This is a genomic window from Streptomyces sp. NPDC086549 (assembly GCF_044746205.1).
Lineage (GTDB): Bacteria > Actinomycetota > Actinomycetes > Streptomycetales > Streptomycetaceae > Streptomyces.
The window spans coordinates 1-18,281 of sequence record NZ_JBIVBS010000033.1; the positions used below are offsets into that span (position 1 = coordinate 1).

The window sequence follows — 18,281 nt, forward strand, 5'->3', positions numbered from 1 at the left end:
GGGGCCTGCGCAAGACCCACGTCCAGCACGTCCTGACCGCTCTGGCCTGCAACGTCACCCGGATCGCCGACTGGATCGTCAGTCCGACCCGAAAGAAGCGGGCACCCAGCCACTTCCACGCCCTCTGCACCGCCACCAGCTGACCCTCACAAGATCGCCAGCAGAGTCATGCCGTTGCTTCACGACCGTGGTTCGTCGTGCGGGTGCTTCCGATAGGCGTTGAGCAGTCGGACCCGTTCCTCCTCGGAACCGGGCGGTAGGTGGGTCACACGACCGCCAGTGAGGCGGGCTGTGAGGCGCTCGTAGGCGGCCAGCAGGCTCTCCGGTCGTCCCGGCCTATCGCCGAGAACGGCGGGAATATCCTCGTACGCGTAGTACGGCCGGTATGGAATCTCCACATCAGGGTCGTAGCCGCCGAAGAGTTCTCCCGCGAGTTCGCGGGCCGCCTCCGTGTTTGGCTGGTCTGCCTCCACTCGCATCAACACTGGGATTACGCGTATGTGGTGTGCCGCGGAGCGAGCTGCGGTCAGGGCGAAGTCCGCACTGCTCTGGATGCTCCTCATGCTCATGGAGAAGCAGCTCACGATGGTGTCGGGTAGCAGCCTGGTGCAGATGTACGAGGCGTTGGAGTCACCCGTCCGGCTGTCGATGAGCACATAGTCGTACGCAGTTGCCATCTCCTCTCGCAGCACCCCCAGAAAGGCACGCCCGTCCTCGTCCTCAGTGAGGGCACGCCAGTCGGAACCGGATGCCGAACGCCGGCCGCTGGCCGGGGCCCCTGCCGGCAGGATGTCGAGCCGCCCCAGTCCGGCAACGGGCACGACATGGGATCGAAGCGCTGCTCGGACGCGAGGTCGATGGTCAGCAGGGTCGTACGCCAGCCGCTCGTCACGCCGCTCCCTCAGGTCCTGGGCGCAGGCGGCAAGCAACTCCGTCAGCCCGGGCGTGGACCGTGGACCAGCAGTGGGCATGAGCGGGTGGAAGAAGCGGGGCAGGCCGGGCGCCTCCAGGTCCCAATCGACGGCAAGAACGCGCAGGCCGTTCCGAGCGAGGATCCAGGCGACGTTGGCCAGGGCCATGGTGCGGCCGGTGCCACCCATGAACGAGTAGAAGGTGATGACCTCGCCGCGGCCGGAGGGGTGGTCGAGCGGTGGTTCGAGCGTCGGCCGGACCAGGCGGACTGGCCGCCGGTCGTCGGCGAATGCCTCCTGAATGGTGTCCAGCCGGGTCTCGTGGGTGGCCAGCCTGTTCGTCTCCGCGGCGTCCCGCACGGCCGCCGCAACCTGGCGTACTACCCGCTGATAGGCGTCGGGGTCTCGGCGGTCGAGGCCGCGCAGGCCTGTCGGCACGCCGAGGTACTGGATGTGACGGACCTCCTCGGGCAGGTCATCCGGCAGCGGGGACCACTGGACGGGTATCAGTGAACCAGGGAACTGGCCCGTCCGCTCCTGGTGTTCCCTCAGCCGTTCTTCGAAAGCCGCCCACTCCCGCCCCGCCCACCGGCTCCGGAAGAGCGCAGGCGAGTACAGCACGACCAGGGTGCGGGCTCGGCCGATGTTCCGGCTGAGGGTGGCCAGCCAGTCCTGCCCGGGTGTCAGTTCCATGTCGCTGAAGGGCGGCGACGTTTCGAGGTCGGCGCCGAGGCGGGTCAGCTGCGCCTGCAGGTCCTCGTAGAACCGCCGGACGTCCTCCGCCTCCTCGTCGTCCCGCCGTGAGTAGCTCAGGTAGAAGTACGGCTCGTCCTGGTACGGCGACTCCCCTCGCAGAGCCCGGACCGGCTGTTCCGGCAGGGGAGCCGGCCGGGTCTGCGTGATTCCGAAACGACCCAACGTTCCCGCCTCGATACGGGCGAACGGCACGTCGCCTTGGTCCAGCGCGCCCTCTGCGGGAGTGGTGAGCCAGGCCGGGAAGTCCGAGGACCGCCCGACGAGTTCTGCCATCCGGTTTGCGACGCGGCGTCCCGTCTCGACGAGTTCAGCTGTGGGCACGGCTTCCAGGAGCAGGTAGCGCGCTTCCGGGCTGAACTCGAAAGCCGGTATGCCGGCGCCGTCAAGGGGCTGGAGCAGGCCGCCGAGGAGCACCTCGGCCAGCGGGGCCGGATCGCCCGCACCGGGCAGGCAGGCGTGGACCAGGCGCATGACGGGGACGGTCACTGGGGAGTAAGCGGCCAGGTGGGCGGCGAGCCGGTAGGCGTCTCGGGAGGCGGCACGGCGGAAGTCGGTGACCGACAGGGCCGGGCGAGGTGTGCGGGTGGCGGATGTGGTCGGCGGGAACAACGACGGGGTGGGGTGGTCGACGGTGGGCGGGGCCCACAACGGCAGCGGAGTGGCACGGCGGACGGCGGTCAGGAACCCTGCCCAGGCGGCCAGGGAGGCGGGGACCAGTTCCAGGACAGGGACAGGTATGCGGTCCGTGGGGAGAAAGGTACGGGGAAGCACCGGGTGGGTGACCGTCCAGGTGGCGTTGGGCTCGCCTCGGCGGTGCTGCGCCACATGCCAGGTGTCGGCGGCGATGTGGGTGCCTGGCCACATGCGGCGCGGCAGCGTGTGCACGACAGCGGCCGGGCCGAGCCGGGCGACGTGGTCGAGCAGGCTGCGCACGCGGCCGTCGGCCCAGGCGGGTCCGGTGCCGTCGGTGAGGACGAGCACCACCGTGCGGCCGGTGGGGTCGGCCAGGTCGGTGTACGGACGCTGGAGAGCGCGGTCCATGGCCACGGTGCAGACCTCACGGAAGGCGCCGCCGCGTTCGAGTACGGACCGCAGTTCGCGGGCGTGGCCTCGCCACAACTCCATGGACAGACCGCCGTCCACGACCTGAATCAGCCGCAGCCATCGCTCGGGGGCCGGGCGGGCCACGACGCACGGGACCCCGGTGTCGGCACGGGCGGCGGCGGTGGCCGCCTCGTCGAGTTCCCGGGCGGACACGCTCGGGATGCTGCGTTTCAACGGACGCAGGGCCCGGCCGAGCTGGAGCTGCCGGGGCAGGGCGCGAGGCCCGGGAAGCCTTACCGGCCGGGATGTCCCCGGCCCGGTGCCCGCCGCGGGGTCGGGCTCATCTGCGGTGCGGGACTCTCCGGGCGCCGGGGGTGTCGCGTGCGCCCCCACGGCCGGAGCCGTGTCTTCGGGAGGCGGTGTGGGCCCGGATTTCGGCTGGGGGGAGTCATCGACGGGCGGACCGGCGGCTGCCAGGGCCCGCGCCACCGGCGCTGCGGATCCGGTCGGCAGGCGGGTGGCCAGCCAGAGGGCATCAGCAAGCTCTGGCCCGTCAAGCTCGATCCCTGAGGCGGCGAACACAGCCCGCAGCCGCCCGAGCGGATCGGTCACTGGACGTCGCCCGTCCCGCTGAGTTTGTGCAGGACCGTGTTCAGCAGCCAGTGCGTGTCCAGCCGAACCCCGCCCGTGCGCAGGAATACGGCGTTGAGCAGCTGGTCGGTGGCCAGGTCGCCCACGGTGCGGCGTTGCAGGAACGCATGGATGAGGTCGTCGGCATCGGCGAGCGCTTCCTCTCCCAGGCGTGCGGAGATGATTTGCCGCAGCCGACTCTCGTCCGGATCAGCCAGGTGCAGTGGCACGCAGCGGCGCAGAAAGGCGGGCGGGAAGTCGCGCTCGCCGTTGGTGGTGATGACGACCACCGGGAACTGGGTGCAGCGCACGATGCCCCGCTCCACCCTGGCGGGTGCCCCGTGGTCCGCTGTGAGGACGTCGATCACGGACTGGTCCTCGGGGAGCCGAGCCAGTTCGGGAATCTCGAAGCGGCCCTCCTCGAAGGCGGTCAGCAGGTCGTTCGGTAGGTCGACGTCGCCCTTGTCGAGCTCGTCGACCAGCAGCACCCGGGGCTGGTCGGACGGGGCAAGGGCCGTGCCGAGCGGGCCGAGTCGCACAAAGGTGCCGATGTAGGGCCGCTCGCCGCCGGGTTCGGTCTCCTGAAGGCGTCCGATGGCGTCGTAGCGGTAGAGCGCGTCCTGCAGGGTGGAGCGGCTGTTGACGGGCCAGTGCAGAACCGGCCCGAGATCCAGCTCACCGGCAAGAGCGTGGGCCAGTGAGGACTTGCCGGTGCCGGGGTGGCCGGTGACGAGCAGCGGACGGCGCAGGTGGAGGGCGACATTGATGATGTCTGTCTCGACCTCGCCGAGCACGTATGCGCGTTCAGCTGGAACCCGCGAGGGGTGGTGGGTGGCGAACCGGCGCCAGGGAGGCGGTTCGGGGAAGGCTGTCGGTCGGCTGGTTCCGCTCCGGAAGATACGCCAGTCCGGGCTCTCGTCGTTCGTCATCGGCGGTCGTCTCCTGGGTCAGGGTCAGGACGGACGGCAGCGGCAAGTCCGGGTCGTCGTACACGAGCGAGAAGCGGCCTGGATACGCCGCCGGGTACACGAGCGCGTTGGCCCGGTAGGCGCGGACTCGGTCGGGCAGGACGCCCAGAGCGTCGAGCGGCTGCAGGGGCCTGTAGAAATCGGCGGGCAAGGGGCCTGGGAGCTCCCGTTCCCAGAGCACCACGCGGAAGCCCAGCTCGACGGCCAGCCAGGCCAGGTCGAACCGGCAGGACTGCTCGGTATTGATCAGGACCAGCGTGGCATCCGGGTCAATCTGAAGCGCTCCGTGGGCAGTGGTGGTGTCACGGTGCTGGTCGCCAAGGATGACGGCCTTCCGCAGTGTCCGCTGGTGGCCTTGGTGGGAGGCGGTGGCGGTGCAGCGGAGCACTACTGGGTGGTCGACAGCCAGGAGTTTGGGTGTACGGCGGCCGGGGAGGTTGCTGCGCCAGGTGTCGACCGGCACGGCGAGTCCTTCCGGCGGAACGATGACCTCGACGACCGGGTCGATGCCCTCGAACGCGACGGTGGTCTCGGCGACCAGCCGCGTCACCTGTTCGGCGGTGTATCCTTCGCCGCCGCTCGACGGGCCGGGCACGAGCCGGCCGTCGCCGACGTCGGCCCACACGGCGCAGATGTACGACTCGGCATTCTCCCAGTCGGCGCCCGCGCCGGCGTCCAGCGCCACGACGACCCGGCCGCGGCGAAGGCCCGGCCGGGTCTCAGCCCACTGCTGGGCCTCCTCCCGCCAGGTGCCGACCACATTCGCGCTGCCGCCCAGTCGCAACACGGTTGCAAGCCCCCAGGCGCGCAGCGCTTGGGCAGAGGGCTCGGGCGCGACGGCGGCGAGGAACTCGGTGAAGTGGACGAGTGGCGGATGCTTTCCCAGGCGGCGCGTCTCAAGTTCCCGTACCCATGCCACCAGACGCTGGTAGGAGTCCTCCTCGGCCGGGGGATCCGGGAGGAGGACCCACGCCAGGGCGGCCTGGACGCAGGCCAGCACCTCGGCACCGGACAGTTCGGGCAGGCCGCGCAGGATCTGCAACAGTTGCTCGTACTCCAGCGGCGAGAGCAGGCCCGGCAGGTTGCGGGCGGCGCTGAGTTCCTGAAACCGGTTCGCGTCAGGACTGTTCGCCCGGTGCAGGCTCTCGGTGAACGCGGCCATGGCCCTGGGCTGTATGTACAGCGCACGTGCCACCTCCTCGACGGTGGCCAGCCCCTGGATGCCGGCTGCCGGGCACTCCACGGCCAGGTGCCGGGTGTGCCGGGCAAGGTCTTCGCCGGAGGGCAAGGCGGTGCGGACAGTGAGGGCGAAGTCGCGGAAGTCGGGTGTGGCGGGCGGGGTTGGGAGTGGGGCGTGGTAGAGCTGGTCCTCGTTGCCGCCGAGGTGGCGGACGTGGACCGAGGTGGGGAGCGCGACGGAGGGCTTGTCGACGGCCAACTGCTGGAAGTGAGAGGTGAGGTGGCGGGTCAGGGCAGACAGGTCGACGTTCCGCCCGGGGTCGGTGGCGGTTGACTCCAGGTGGTCGAGCACGGCACTGGAGAAGAGGCCCTTGCCGGGGTTGTCGGCGGCCTCGCCGGCCCGGGTGGCGTACAGCATGAACTGCTCGACTCCCGGAATCCGCTGGGGTTCGGGGAAGTAGGCGACGGCCGGGTCCGGGTCGCCGTTGTTGAGCCTTTCGTAGTAGGTGGCACAGGAGTCGATGATGAAGACTTGGCGCCGGTACCCGGCGAGTTCGTGCCTGGTGAGGTACTCGCGCAAGTTGGTGAGGTTGAGGCAGCGACGGTCCTCCCAGGTGGAGTTGGGGCAGTACAGAAGCCGCTGGTCCTTGCGGGCCATCACTCCGTGGCCGCCCCAGAAGACATACAGAGTGCCGCCGTCTTCACCTGGTTTCAGGCCGTCGCGGAACACGTCCATCAACTGGTCACGGGAGGCGGCTTCGTTGTAGCGCACGCCCAGTGTCTTCGCCCGGGCGCGCGGGCTGTCGCCGTCCAGTGGGGCCAGCCACAGCCGGATGTTCTCGGCGGGTACACGCCGGCGGAGAAGCCACTCGGTGAAACGGAGCGCGTCAGCAGCAGGGCCAGGCAGTTGCCAGACCCCGTACTGCTCCAAGCCGACCACGACCGCGTGGTCGTGCTGCGTGGTCACCCCAGCCATGTGCGGACCACGTCCCACACGGAGTCGTTGTCCCAGTAGGCGCTGTGGGCCTGGGGGAAGGGCTGGCCGTTGTCGACCCGGACATCCCGTACCCGACCGCGGAAGACGTCAGCGGCTCGGTAGGAGAGGAAGTCACGGGGGTCATAGATGTTGAGCCAGCGTTCCGGAAAATACGGCGGCAGCTCGGCCGGGTGTTCTCGGCAAACCAGGGCGCCGGTCTCGTAGAAGAACGCAGCCTGCGAGCCGATGGTGATGAGCTGGTCGACCCGGGGGACGGGGGCCAGTGCCAGCAGATCGACGGCCGCGATACCGCCCAGGCTGTGTCCGATCACGGTGACCCGGTCGCCCGGCGTGTCTTCGATCGTTCGGCGGAGCAGGCTCCGGACCCCGTCACCGCGGGCTTGGTAGCGCAGGATGTCGGCAACAAACGCGAACCCCTGGTCGGTGTACGAGCCGCGTCTGCGGTGAACCTGCCAGGTGAGACCGTGCGCACCTGCCCGCTTCAGACGTTCCGCCAACGACCGTGCCTGACCACCGAGTTCGGCACTGATCTGGGCAGCGAGCGCGTCACGGGCGAGACCCGTCAGAGCAATGTCACGGAGCTCAGCGGCGGCCGCGAGCGTGTGCGCGGTGAGCGCGCGGGCGGCGGCATGACGATGTTCGTGACCGCCGGTGTCGGCGGTGCGAGCGGCTTCCTCGAGCTCCCGCGCGCGGCGGAGGGCGACGAGGGCATTACTGAAGAACCCGCCGAGGTCGTGCCGTGCGAGCAGCGTGAGAAGCTCTCCTGACGGGGTGAAGCTCTGGACCGCGGTGCGGAACTCCTCGGCCGGCGACACCCCTCCAGGAACAGTCCGGACCACTGGCAAGGCACCCAGTCCGAGCAGCCGCAACTCGTACCACGGATCCGTATAGAGCACACCCCACAAGGCGATGTCCTCGTCGGCCTTCTCGTCCACTCCCCCGCCGGAGTCCGCATAGCCAGGGATGGAGGCGCCGTTGAACAGCAGGCGGGCACCTTCCCGAGCGCCCCAGAAGCAGCCGCGGACTTCCCGCTCAGGTGCTAATTCCCATAACGCCTCGCGGACGGTGCCGAATGTCGTGGTGTACTTGTCGGCACGCACTCCGGTGCCATGCACGAAAACAACCGCCCTCGCCACGCGCCCCTCCCCCATCGCGCTGCCGCCTCGACGGCAGTAAGCCGATGCTAGTGGCCCGCCGCGCGATCAGCGCCGCTTTGGCATCGATCCGTGGTCCAAGCCGACGGAACTGGCGTTTCCATCGGGGACAACCACCGCAACGAGTCCCGCGACCGACTTGATCAGCGGCTGGGAACGACCTGGAGTCCATGGCACCGAAGTCGAGAAACGAGCTGTTCGCGGCGATCCGCAGGGATTGCCGTGCCGGGCAGCCGAATCGGGCCGTGGTGCGCAAGTACGGCGTCTGCTACCCGACCGAGCAACCCCGGTACCGCCGGGCCGCAGCCGCGGCGGCCCGTAGTCCGTCGTACGTCAAATCCCGTTGGAGGTCGCGCCGGAGTTCGTCGGCGCCCGCGAGGGGCTGCACCATGAACTTCACGGTGGACAGCAGTTCTCCGGTGCGCGGGTGGCGGGCGGTGAGGTCCATCGCGGAGAACGCTCCGTCGTGCATGCGCAGGGCGAGCGGTCGCGGTGGAGGACATCGAGCACGTCGAGCACGTCGAGGATGTGCTGGGTGCCGCGCACGAGGCGGAACATGTCGGAGACGTGCGCGGTGTCGCCGGGTCGCGCCCCATACCAGGGCCGCACGCGGTCGTTGCGTTCGGTGGCATCCGGACGGTGAGCTCGCCCTCCTTGCGGGCTGTCGGATGCCGGGAGCGATTCGGGTGTGGATATGGCGTTACGCCGCAGCGCCCTTCGGCTCGCTGATGCGACGCACGGCCTCGACCACTGCCGCACGGTGCATGGCCAGTCGTTCCTTCGCCCATGTCCGGTTGCCGCTGGTGTCCGCGCCGTCGCCTTCGGCGGCCAGGAACCACGCCTGGGCGACCGCGAGCACCATGGTGAGCAGGTCGTCGGGCGCCATGCCCTGGGCTACCTCGCCGCGCTGTTGCGCGGCGCCCACCTCGGCACTTTTCCGCCGAAATGCCTCCGGTTCCAGTGAAGTGACGGAAGGGCGCTCCAGCTGTCTCCATAGACGAAGGCGCATCAGTTCCGGCCGTTCGACCAGGTGGTCGAAGATGGCGCCGGCGTAACCGGGCAGGTCGTCGACGTCGAACGGCACCGACTCGGCCCCCTCGGCCATGGCCCGTTGCAGCACTTCGTCGAAGAGCTGCTCCTTGTTCCCGAAATAGACATAGATGAGCCGCTTATTCGCTCCGGCGCTCTCGGCAATCCGGTCCACCCGGGCACCGGCGACGCCGTAAGCAGCGAATTCGGCGAAGGCGGCGTCGAGCAGGCGCGCCCGGGTGAGGCTGGAGTCCCGTGTCATGTCTCCACCATAGCAAGTAACTATCTAGTTATTGACAAAGGTGGACGACGCGCCTATGTTCAATGTATCTATCCGGTTAGTTATCGGGCGTGCGGACGGCGGGACGTGAGGTTTATGCAGGTAGGACGTCCGGGCGGCCCTCGTCGGCCCGCTCGTCTCCCGTCGGCCACCAGCTCTCGCCGGTCGTCTTCGACGACCTCGACTACCGCTACCGCCCCTACGACCCGTGGAGCTCCTACGGGCAGTCCAAGAGCGCCGTGACCCGCAACGTCGGCGACACCGGCCTGCGTGGCAGCAACGTCTCAGGCCTCGCGCCGTACGCCCTGGACATGGACCTGGACCTGGACCTGGACCTGGACAACGCAGCACGCCTGTGGACGGTGTCCGAGCGCTTCGTCCAGGAGCGGTGACATCCGCCACACCGCTCCCCGGCGCGCCGATGTCCGCACCGGCCGCGCCCACGACAGACAGAACTGTTCCTCGGGCCTGCGGGCCAGAGGAACAGCCGCGGGGGGATTCGACCCGGGCGGCACGGCCCGCCCGAACCATCAACATGAGAATGCAGAGGCATCATGAGCAAGATCTGGTTCATCACCGGTACGTCCCGCGGCCTCGGCCGCGCGTTCGCCGAGTCCGCACTGGAGCGCGGGGACAAGGTCGCCGCGACCGCCAGGAACATCGCCGCGCTCGACGACCTGGTCACCAAGTACGGTGACGAGGCGGTTCTGCCGCTGGCCCTCGACGTCACCGACAAGGCGGCCGTCGGCACCGCGGTGGCCGCCACGCACGAGAAGTTCGGCCGCCTCGACGTCGTGGTCAACAACGCCGGCTACGGACTGTTCGGCATGGTCGAGGAGATCACCGAGCAGCAGCTGCGCGACCAGATGGAAACGAACCTCTTCGGCGCGTTCTGGGTCACCCAGGCCGTGCTGCCGATCCTGCGCGCGCAGGGCAGCGGCCACATCGTGCAGGTCTCGTCCGTCGGCGGTATCGCCGCGTTCCCGTCGCTCGGCGCGTACCACGCCTCCAAGTGGGCGCTCGAAGGCTTCAGCGACTCCCTCTCCCAGGAAGTCGCCGGCGCGGGGATCAAGGTCACCATCGTCGAGCCGGGCGGCTTCGCCACCGACTGGGGCGGCTCCTCCGCCACACAGGCCGCACCGAACGCCGCCTACGACCAGGTACGCGAGGCCATCGCGACCCGCTTCGGCGAGGCCCGCTACGCCGATCCCGGCGACGCCGGCGCCGCCCTCCTGCAGATCGTCGACGCCGAGAACCCGCCGCTGCGGGTGCTGTTCGGCACCGAGCCCATCGAGATCATCGAGCCCCTCTACACCGAGCGACTCAAGACCTGGGCCGACTGGCAGCACGTCTCCCGGATCGCGCAGGGCTGACCGGCGACACTTCGCTGGGGCCAGAAGGGCGGAAGACCGCCCACCCCCTGGACGATCGGTTGTTCGCAACCTCCGGCCAGGAGAGACGTACAGGCGAGAGCAGCACGAACACCCACATCGCAGATCGGGCGGAGACACTTTCGATCCCGATCGATGCGCACTCCACGCCGAACCTCCAAGTGCGGCAGCCGGCGCGAGTTCTTGCATCCGAGGCACAGCCGACACGCCGTCCACGCAGCCGACATGTGCGGACGCCGCGTATGGCACCGACGCCGCTTCGAACAACGGCTTCCCGAATTCGCAACGCAGAAGGAGTATTTACCATGACCGCAGCAGAAAAGGCTCGAACGAGTCTGAAAATCGTTCGCGAACTGTATGAAGCAGCGTTCCGGGGTGACGCGGACGCGTTCCCCGCCGCGATGCACGAGGACTTCGAGGAGAGCGTGCCTCCGGCGCTGCCGTGGGGCGGCATTCACCGAGGCCCGGATGCGTTCAAGAATCAGGTGCTCCCGCTGCTGAGCCAGGCGGTCGATTTCAGTACCATGCGGCTCGAAAGCCTGTCGGCCGACGGAGATCACGTTGCAGCCTTGCTGACTGCAAAGTCCAGCAAGGGAGATGATTTGCACATTTCCGAACACTGGACTCTGCGGGACGGAAAGGTGTGGCGCATGCGCGTCTTTTACCACGACACCGCTCCGCTGCTGGCTGCCGCCGAGTAGATGAAGGCGCATCAGCTCCGGGCCCGCGAAAGCCGCTCGAAGACCGCGCCTACGTAGCCTGACGGTTCCTGACGCCGCACGGAGGCACCGCAGCGTCCAGCAGCCGCACCGAAGTCGTGCATCACGCCGCACACCGGTCGGCCGGGCCCCGACAGCCAATGGGCTCGTCACCTCCCGCGCCTCCCTGCCGAACCCGCCGTCCCGAAGGGGACCCGGACAGGCCCCGCAGAGACCTCCTCATGACCGTCTTCGCGGCCCTCCAAGAGGGCTACCAGCCTTTGGAGTTGGCATGACTACCTCCCCTTGTCGAGTGCATGGCCTGGGGGTGGTCCTACGTTGTTGATGGGTCGGATGGGCTGTCGTACGGTCCGGAGGATCCAGTGGCCCCGGTTATGGCTTGGGGGTGGTTGCTTTCGATGGTTCCGGTGACACCTGGCCGCCCGGGGCCACACGACGACTCGACCACTGATGAGGAGCTGCGAGCCCCCGGGTATCGCTGAGTAGGACCATGCTGGCGGGGGTCGTCCGGACGCACGGAGTACGTCGAACGACCGGAGCAACTGTGGCCTGGAACTGGCCACGTCCAGGTGCTGTGCCCGGGTGTGGAGGACCTGTCCCCCGCACTCGACGCCCTCCTGTCCGCCGAGTCCGCCCTGCCGGCCGACGGCAGAACTCAGCCGGCCGTCAGCTGCCGGACGGGGGCGCCGGCGACGAAGGCGGCGATGCCTTCCACGGCCTCCGAGTAGAAGGTGCGGTAGTTCTGCTCGCTGACGTAGCCGAGGTGCGGCGTAGCGAGCACGTTGGGCAGCGAGCGGAGAGGGTCGTCGGAGGGGAGCGGTTCGGTCTCGAAGACGTCGAGGCCCGCCCCGGCGATCCAGCCCTCGTGCAGGGCGCGCAGGAGTGCGGATCGGTCGACGAGGGCGGCGCGGGAGGTGTTGACCAGGTAGGCGTGCGAGCGCATGGCGCGCAGTTCCGGCTCGCCGAGCAGGCCGCGGGTGCGGTCGGACAGAACGAGGTGGAGGGACACGAAGTCGCTGCGGCGCAGCAAGTCCTCCTTGCCAGCGGCGAGTCGGGCACCGGCGTCGGCGGCACGCTCCGGTGTGAGGTTCTCGCTCCAGGCGAGGACGTCCATGCCGAAGGCGGTGGCGACGCGGGCGACCCGGGTGCCGATCTTGCCGAGTCCGAGCAGGCCCAGGGTCCGGCCGTGCAGGTCCTGGCCGACGGTGGACTGCCAGGGGCCGCCCTCGCGCAGAGCCCGGTTCTCCACTGTGACGTGGCGCGCAAGACCCAGGAGGAGGGCCCAGGTCAGTTCGACGGGCGGGGTGGGGCTGCTCGCCGTACCGCAGACCGTCACGCCCTGGGCCGCCGCGGCGGCGAGGTCGATGGAGGCGTTGCGCATGCCCGTCGTCACCAGCAGGCGCAGGCGAGGCAAGCGGCGCAGGAGATCGGCGTCGAAGGGGGTGCGCTCCCGCATGATCACGACGATCTCGCAGTCGGCCAGTTCGGCGGCCAGCATGTCCCGGTCAGCGATGTGGTCGCGGACCGTGCGCACCTCGACGTCGTCGAGGACGGGGCCCCAGTCCGCCACGGCGAGCGCGGCGTCTTGATAATCGTCCAGTACGGCGCAGCTGAGGGTCATGCGGGCGTTCTGCCTTTCGTCGGCCCGCACGCCGGGTGCGGGTGAAGTGGTGGACGACGACGGTGGCGACCAGGGCTCCGAGCAGTGGCGCCAGGAGGTGGACGGCCGGGAAAACCGTGTCGCCCGCGAGCACGGCAGGGCCGAACTGGCGGACGGAATTGGCGACTCCGCCGGAGAGCGTGCCGAAGGTGACGATCTGTGCAGCGATCAGGGTACATACGGCCCAGGGGGTGAACGGGCCGAGTCTGCGGTGGGAGATGCCGATGCCCGCGACAACCACGACGGCGACGGCGACGCGTGGCTGCGCCGGCTCCGGCTCCGGCTCCGGCTCCGGCTCCGGCTCCGGCTCCGGCTCCGGCTCCGGGGAGAACCTGGCCTGGACCGGCCGACTTCGAGAACTTCGCCGAACCCCGCCCTCAGCTGTCCCCGGGCGCCAAGAAGGAGTTGGAGGCAGCGGCCAGGCTGGTGCTGGCGAACGGCTGGGGCTTCCGGCTGCTCGCCACCTACGACGAGACGATCTGTCAGGACCTGGACGTCTTCGAGAAGATCGCGGCCGATGGCGGTTTCCCGCCCGACACCCGCCGGTGTTCGACCACGCCGAGACCGTCAGCCGCGCCGGCCTGGAGCGCATCAAGGCGTCCTGGTCGTCCTGGCGTGCCCACCACGGTACGCAGTCCGGCCGCTGCGGCCGACTCGGCGGGCTATGCGCAGTTGTTCCGGACCGCGTGGCTGCGCAGCAGCACCGACGGCGCCACGACTGCGCAGGCGCGACTTGCCCAGACCCTCGCGCCGGATGTCGATCTGCTCGACCCGGCCGCCGACGCGCAACCGAAGCTGGAGCTCGTGTGCCTCCGACTCGTGGGGGCCAGGCGACCTGGAGGAACGGGAACGGCGGCTCGCGGTAGTAGCCGATCGCAGTGCCGAAGAACGCCTTGTACCAGCGGTAGTCGACGGGTTTGAGAACGACCGGGACGCTTGCGATGTCGTGCCGCTCCTGATCGACCTGCAGAGACTGTTCTGCGACGGCGCGTCGGGCATGCCCCAGTGATGGCCATGGCCGGGCGAACAAGGCGCGGCCACCGCACCTGACACCCCGCAGCCCGCCCCTCGACGTGGTGACCGGGGGCGGGCTGTGCCGAAGTGGGGCGGTCGAACGCGGAGCTCAGGCCGTGTCGTCCGTACCACCGAAGATGTTCACGGAGTCGGAGTCACCGGGCGTGGGAGTGGCTGTCCCACCAGCGCCGTCCCCACCGTTGCCGCCGGCCCCGCCATCGGCCCCGCCATCGGTGGCCGAGGGCGAACCATCCGTGGGCGAAACGTCCGAGGGCGGGGTGGTGTCGTCGGTGCCGCTCGATGTCGCCGTATCCGGTCCCGCGACCCTGAGCGTGACCGTCGAGCCTGGGCTGACCGAGTTGTTCGCGCTCGGTTCGGTCGAGAGGACGGTGCCCTGCTCCTGGCCGGAGTCGGGGACGCCCTCAGTGACGACCTCCAGCCCGAGTGACTCCAGTTGTGCGCGCGCTTCGTCCTCCGGCTGCCCGGCAAGGTCGGGTACGGTCACGGTCCGGGTGTCGGTGTCCTGGACAGGCTGGTCCCCCTCCGCGCCGTCGGCACCCACCGGACGCTGGATGTCCTTGTCCGGGCTGTGCACGTCCGCGAGCACGAGGGACTTGCGTGGCTCCTTGGTGGCGGTCACCTTCACGACCCGCTTGTTCTTGAAGTCCCACTTCCCGCCCTTGAATTCGACCTTGATCTCGGCGTGGATGTCGGTCGACGCGGACGTCAGCGGATTGCCGCAGTTGCATTTCACGGCCGGTACGCCATGGATGTCGACGAGCACGGCCATGCCGGCCTGCAGAACCGAGTCGTAGTCGGTGGCCTTGCCCTTCTCGTAGCCGTGGTTGCGGACGAGCGTGTCGTTGCCCAGCAGTACTGGTGTCACCTCGTGGAGCAGGAAGTGCCCGATACCGCTGGGGTCCAGTCCCAGGATCTGGGCCCAGGCCTCGGCCTTCTTGCGGTTGGCCGGATTCCGCAGGAAGGCGAGGAGCCGTCGGACGTTGCAGCTGGACGTCTTCAGACTTCCGCCGTACAGGCCGGCCCTGCTGCCGCTGTACTCGCCGCCCTTGGCCAGGGTGGAACGGGCGAGGGTCCGTTCGCCATAGGCGAGCGCGCCCCTCATGAAATCCGTCCGTGCGGCGTATCCCACGGCCTCTGCGACGACCGTGACCGCCCTGCCGACCACGCACCCCTCCGCCGTAAGGCCCAGGCCGAGAGCCAGCGCCAGCCAGATTGTCGTGATGCGACGTACGGGTGCCGAAAATATTCGATGAGTCATGAAATTCCCCCGAGATTCAGCGTGTTCGAATGATGGGACCCCGATGGGATCCCGGTGCACGACCTGCTTCAGATCGGTCAGCGCGCGGCGGCCTCCGGGGCCGGGCGAGTGAGAACAAGCGCGATGACGACGACGCTCAGGACCGTGAACACCGCGACCAGCAGCACGACGTACGCGGGAACACCGTCCAGGAACAGCGCGGGCAGGCCGCTGATCACCGAAAGGATCCGGGATCCCGCCACGACGCGGGATCCGGTCCTGTTGCAGGTGCGCCAGGTGTAGACGACCGCGATCACCGTGATGACGCCGAGGATCCCGTCGGCGACAAGGATGGCCGGCGGCGGCCCCTGGCTGTCCGAGTCCTGGACCGGGACAATGAAGAAGTTGATCGTGTCGAGCAGGCCCAGGAGGCCCGCGAGGACGAGGCCCACCCGGTTCTTGCGGGTGAGGGGGACGGAGTCCGTCCGGCTGTTCTCGATCATCTCTGTTCCCCTGTCCGGGAATTGGCGGCGCGCTGCGGCGGCCCGGTGCATTGAGCATGCGCCGGCCACCCTGCCCGCACATCGGTCGTTCCTCCCGGCACGGCCGGGAGGATTTCCTCTACGTCCCGGGAGGAGAACCTCTCCGCCGGGACGCGATGTCGGCCATCATCGGGACATGACCTCCACGGCCCGCCCCGTCCGGGTGCTCATCGCCGACGACCATCCCGTCGTACGGCGCGGCATGAGCGCGCTGCTCGGCTCGCTGGCGGGAGTCGAGGTGGTCGGGGAGGCCGCGACCGGCGAAGAGGCTCTGCGCGAAGCCCAGTTGAATCGACCCGATGTCGTCGTGATGGACATCCAGATGCCGGCGATGGACGGAGTGGAGGCGACCCGCCGACTGGCCACACTGCTGCCCGACGTCGCGGTGCTGGTGGTGACCATGTACGAGGACGACGAGACGGTGGTGTCGGCGCTGCGTGCCGGTGCCCGCGGCTATCTCCTCAAAGGGGCACAGCAGGACGAGATCCTCACCACCATCCGGTCGGTCGCGGCCGGTCAGTTCGTCATCGGGCCCAGCATCGGCGCCCGCCTGGTCGGGCATCTGGAACCGTCGCCCCACCGGGCCGACGACTTCCCCGAGTTGACCGCGCGCGAACGCCAGGTCCTCGACGGGATCGCGCACGGCTATGGCAACGCCCGTGTCGCGACCGAGCTGCGGCTTGCGAGCAAGACGGTCGCGAACCATGTCTCCGCCATCATCACCAAGTTGGGGGTGAGTGACCGGGCCGAGGCCATCCTCCTCGCCCGCGAGCGGGGACTGGGCGGCGGGACGTCCGACAACAGCATTGCCGGCCCTGGCTCGTGAGCGCACCGTACCGCTCCGTCCTGCCCTGGACGGGGACGGCTCTGATGGCCGGCGCAGCGGTGGCGTCACTGTGGTTCGCGCCGCCCTCCTCGTCTCAGTACTGGGTGGTGTGGGCCATCATGACCGGCGTCTGGCTGGCGGGGGCCGCGCTCGTCACCGCCCGGCAACGGGCCTCGGTCGCGGCCCGGCTCCTCTGGGTGGCCGCGGTGGCGTTGTTCGCCGCCCCGCTCTCGCTCGCCGTGGGTCCCCCCGACCTCGCAGTCGTCCTGGCCGTGCTGGCGTCGACGGCCGTGGTCCCGTTGGCCGCCCTTCGCGTCGTCGAGGAGCGCCCGGCTTCGCGTCTGCTGCGCTGGGCGGAGGTGTCGGTGGTCGCCACCGGTGCCGGATGCGTGACCGCGTTGGTACTGGGCAACGAGGCCGCACTGATCGCGACCAGCGTTGCCTCCGCGACCGCGATGTGCGCCGCCGCCTGGGTGCTCTTCGAGGTCACGTCCGGCGACGACCGGCGCCGCGTCCTGTGGCTGGTCGTGGGCGCCGCCGCGACGACGCTGGGCGGCATGCTGCTCTTCGCGGCGGAGAACTCCCTGCCGATGGGCCCCCTGGCCGGGGTCATCGTGCTCGGTGTGCTGTCGGCGCTGCTGCCGGGCTCCATCGCTGTCGCGCTCGTCCTGCCCCGCAGGGCCGATGTGCGGGCGGTGATGCGCCGCGCGGCCGTCCTGATCGTCATGCTCGCGCTGAGTGCCTCCGTGTACGAGGGCATCGCAGCGGTGTGGCAGCTGGCGATGGGCACGCGACCCGGCAAGGGTGTGCCGGCGCTGCTGGCGGCCGGGATCGCAGCCGGGTATCAGCCGGTCCGGTTGCGCATCGAGGCGGTCATGGACGAGATGCTCTTCGGCAGATCGGCCGATCCGGTGGAGACACTGACCCGCCTCGGCACGGACCTGACCGCGGGTGCTCCACCGCCGCTGTGGCTGCACACCTTGCGCTCCACGCTTGGAGTGCCCGGGATCGAGCTGCGCCAGGAGGGCGCGACCATCGCCACTTCCGGGACCGTCGACGCGCACCAGACGCAGGTCACCGCCCTCCGTGCGGGCGGTGAGGAGGTGGGAGATCTCGTCGTGGGTCTGCCGCCGGGGCATCTGCGGCTGCCCCGCGCGGCGGCCGCGGTGATCGAGCTGGTGGCGGCGCCGCTCGCGCAGGCACTGCACGCCGCCCGGCTCAGCGAACAACTCCGGCTGTCCCGTGGCCGCGTGGTGACCGCGCTGGAGGAGGAGCGGCGCCGTATGCGGCGCGATCTGCACGACGGGCTGGGCCCCGCCCTCACCGGCATCGCCTACACCGCGGACGCGGCCGTCAACCTCATCGCCACCGACCCCGATCGTGCCGTCGAGACGCTGCGCGGGCTCCGCACCGACCTGGGCGACACGATCACCGAGATCCGCCGCATCGTTTACGGCCTGCGCCCGCGCGCGCTGGACGAACTCGGCCTCGTCGACGCCATCCGCCAGCGCATCGCCCCGCTGCGTGCCACCGACGGCCGAGCCCTCACCGTCAGCGTGGACGCCCCGGCCCAACTGCCGCCGCTCCCCGCGGCCGTCGAGGTCGCCGCCTACCGTGTCGCGGTGGAGGCGGTCACCAACATCGCCCGCCACGCCTCCGTCACCACTGCCTCCCTCACCCTGCTGATCCAGGACGGCACACACCTGCGGGTGATGGTCGAAGACGGCGGTCAGTGCGCGCAGGCATGGACACCGGGTGTGGGCATCCGTTCCATGCACGAGCGTGTCGAAGAGATCGGCGGCAACCTCACCGTCCACAGCAGTCCCCAGGGCGCCACCATCACCGCCGACCTTCCCCTGAGTATCGAGAACTGACGGTCCAGGAGCTCCCCCGCCGCGGTACTTCCTGCCAGGCGTACGGCTG

The 18,281-nt window shown here is 69.6% G+C and carries 15 protein-coding genes; 5 read left to right on the top strand and 10 right to left on the bottom strand.

The window, feature by feature from the left end; all coding sequences use genetic code 11:
• Window positions 1–179 precede the first annotated feature (179 nt).
• From ACIPSA_RS48490 to ACIPSA_RS48515, 6 genes are all read right to left on the bottom strand, one after another.
• On the bottom strand, window positions 180–3,323 hold the full coding sequence (locus tag ACIPSA_RS48490; protein WP_402647953.1) for a TIR-like protein FxsC: 3,144 nt from the start codon (window positions 3,321–3,323) through the stop codon (window positions 180–182).
• On the bottom strand, window positions 3,320–4,135 hold the full coding sequence (locus ACIPSA_RS48495) for an AAA family ATPase (RefSeq protein WP_402647956.1): 816 nt from the start codon (window positions 4,133–4,135) through the stop codon (window positions 3,320–3,322). The genes ACIPSA_RS48490 and ACIPSA_RS48495 overlap by 4 nt, the downstream gene beginning before the upstream one ends.
• Window positions 4,136–4,145: 10 nt before the next feature.
• Window positions 4,146–6,455: a hypothetical protein gene (locus ACIPSA_RS48500; RefSeq protein WP_402647958.1), complete on the bottom strand. Its 2,310-nt coding sequence runs from the start codon at window positions 6,453–6,455 to the stop codon at window positions 4,146–4,148.
• The gene (locus tag ACIPSA_RS48505) at window positions 6,452–7,600 is read right to left on the bottom strand and encodes an esterase/lipase family protein (RefSeq protein ID WP_402647961.1); all 1,149 of its coding nucleotides are present in this window, start codon (window positions 7,598–7,600) and stop codon (window positions 6,452–6,454) included. Before ACIPSA_RS48505 ends, ACIPSA_RS48500 begins: the two co-directional genes overlap by 4 nt.
• Before the next feature lie 307 nt (window positions 7,601–7,907).
• Complete coding sequence (locus ACIPSA_RS48510; protein WP_402647964.1) at window positions 7,908–8,111, bottom strand: hypothetical protein; 204 nt, start codon at window positions 8,109–8,111, stop codon at window positions 7,908–7,910.
• Window positions 8,112–8,339: 228 nt separating this feature from the next.
• Window positions 8,340–8,930 (bottom strand): TetR family transcriptional regulator, encoded by a 591-nt coding sequence (locus tag ACIPSA_RS48515; protein WP_402647966.1) that lies wholly within the window; start codon window positions 8,928–8,930, stop codon window positions 8,340–8,342.
• Between the two features lie 89 nt (window positions 8,931–9,019).
• Here ACIPSA_RS48515 and ACIPSA_RS48520 point away from each other — a divergent pair, with 89 nt between their 5' ends.
• From ACIPSA_RS48520 to ACIPSA_RS48530, 3 genes are all read left to right on the top strand, one after another.
• The gene (locus tag ACIPSA_RS48520) at window positions 9,020–9,340 is read left to right on the top strand and encodes a hypothetical protein (protein ID WP_402647968.1); all 321 of its coding nucleotides are present in this window, start codon (window positions 9,020–9,022) and stop codon (window positions 9,338–9,340) included.
• 162 nt (window positions 9,341–9,502) lie between these two features.
• Complete coding sequence (locus ACIPSA_RS48525) at window positions 9,503–10,321, top strand: SDR family oxidoreductase (RefSeq protein ID WP_402647971.1); 819 nt, start codon at window positions 9,503–9,505, stop codon at window positions 10,319–10,321.
• A 323-nt stretch (window positions 10,322–10,644) separates the two neighbouring features.
• Window positions 10,645–11,040 carry a nuclear transport factor 2 family protein gene (locus ACIPSA_RS48530; protein ID WP_402647973.1) on the top strand — a complete coding sequence of 132 codons (396 nt, stop codon included), beginning with the start codon at window positions 10,645–10,647 and terminating at the stop codon, window positions 11,038–11,040.
• Window positions 11,041–11,713: 673 nt separating this feature from the next.
• Here the strand turns inward: ACIPSA_RS48530 and ACIPSA_RS48535 are convergent.
• The 4 genes from ACIPSA_RS48535 to ACIPSA_RS48550 all read right to left on the bottom strand — a co-directional run bounded on the left by ACIPSA_RS48535 (window position 11,714) and on the right by ACIPSA_RS48550 (window position 15,493).
• A complete protein-coding gene (locus ACIPSA_RS48535; protein ID WP_402647976.1) occupies window positions 11,714–12,679 on the bottom strand; it encodes a D-2-hydroxyacid dehydrogenase family protein in 966 nt (321 codons plus the stop codon).
• Window positions 12,564–13,748, bottom strand: coding sequence for a DUF4262 domain-containing protein (locus ACIPSA_RS48540; protein ID WP_402647979.1), 1,185 nt, complete (start codon window positions 13,746–13,748; stop codon window positions 12,564–12,566). Before ACIPSA_RS48540 ends, ACIPSA_RS48535 begins: the two co-directional genes overlap by 116 nt.
• 93 nt (window positions 13,749–13,841) lie before the next feature.
• Window positions 13,842–15,011: a DUF6777 domain-containing protein gene (locus ACIPSA_RS48545; protein ID WP_402647981.1), complete on the bottom strand. Its 1,170-nt coding sequence runs from the start codon at window positions 15,009–15,011 to the stop codon at window positions 13,842–13,844.
• Between the two features lie 77 nt (window positions 15,012–15,088).
• On the bottom strand, window positions 15,089–15,493 hold the full coding sequence (locus ACIPSA_RS48550; RefSeq protein WP_402647984.1) for a hypothetical protein: 405 nt from the start codon (window positions 15,491–15,493) through the stop codon (window positions 15,089–15,091).
• 175 nt (window positions 15,494–15,668) lie between these two features.
• Here ACIPSA_RS48550 and ACIPSA_RS48555 point away from each other — a divergent pair, with 175 nt between their 5' ends.
• Together ACIPSA_RS48555 and ACIPSA_RS48560 are read left to right on the top strand one after the other, a co-directional pair.
• On the top strand, window positions 15,669–16,358 hold the full coding sequence (locus ACIPSA_RS48555) for a response regulator (RefSeq protein ID WP_402647986.1): 690 nt from the start codon (window positions 15,669–15,671) through the stop codon (window positions 16,356–16,358).
• Window positions 16,355–18,232, top strand: coding sequence for a sensor histidine kinase (locus tag ACIPSA_RS48560; protein ID WP_402647988.1), 1,878 nt, complete (start codon window positions 16,355–16,357; stop codon window positions 18,230–18,232). The genes ACIPSA_RS48555 and ACIPSA_RS48560 overlap by 4 nt, the downstream gene beginning before the upstream one ends.
• The last annotated feature ends 49 nt before the right edge of the window (window positions 18,233–18,281 follow it).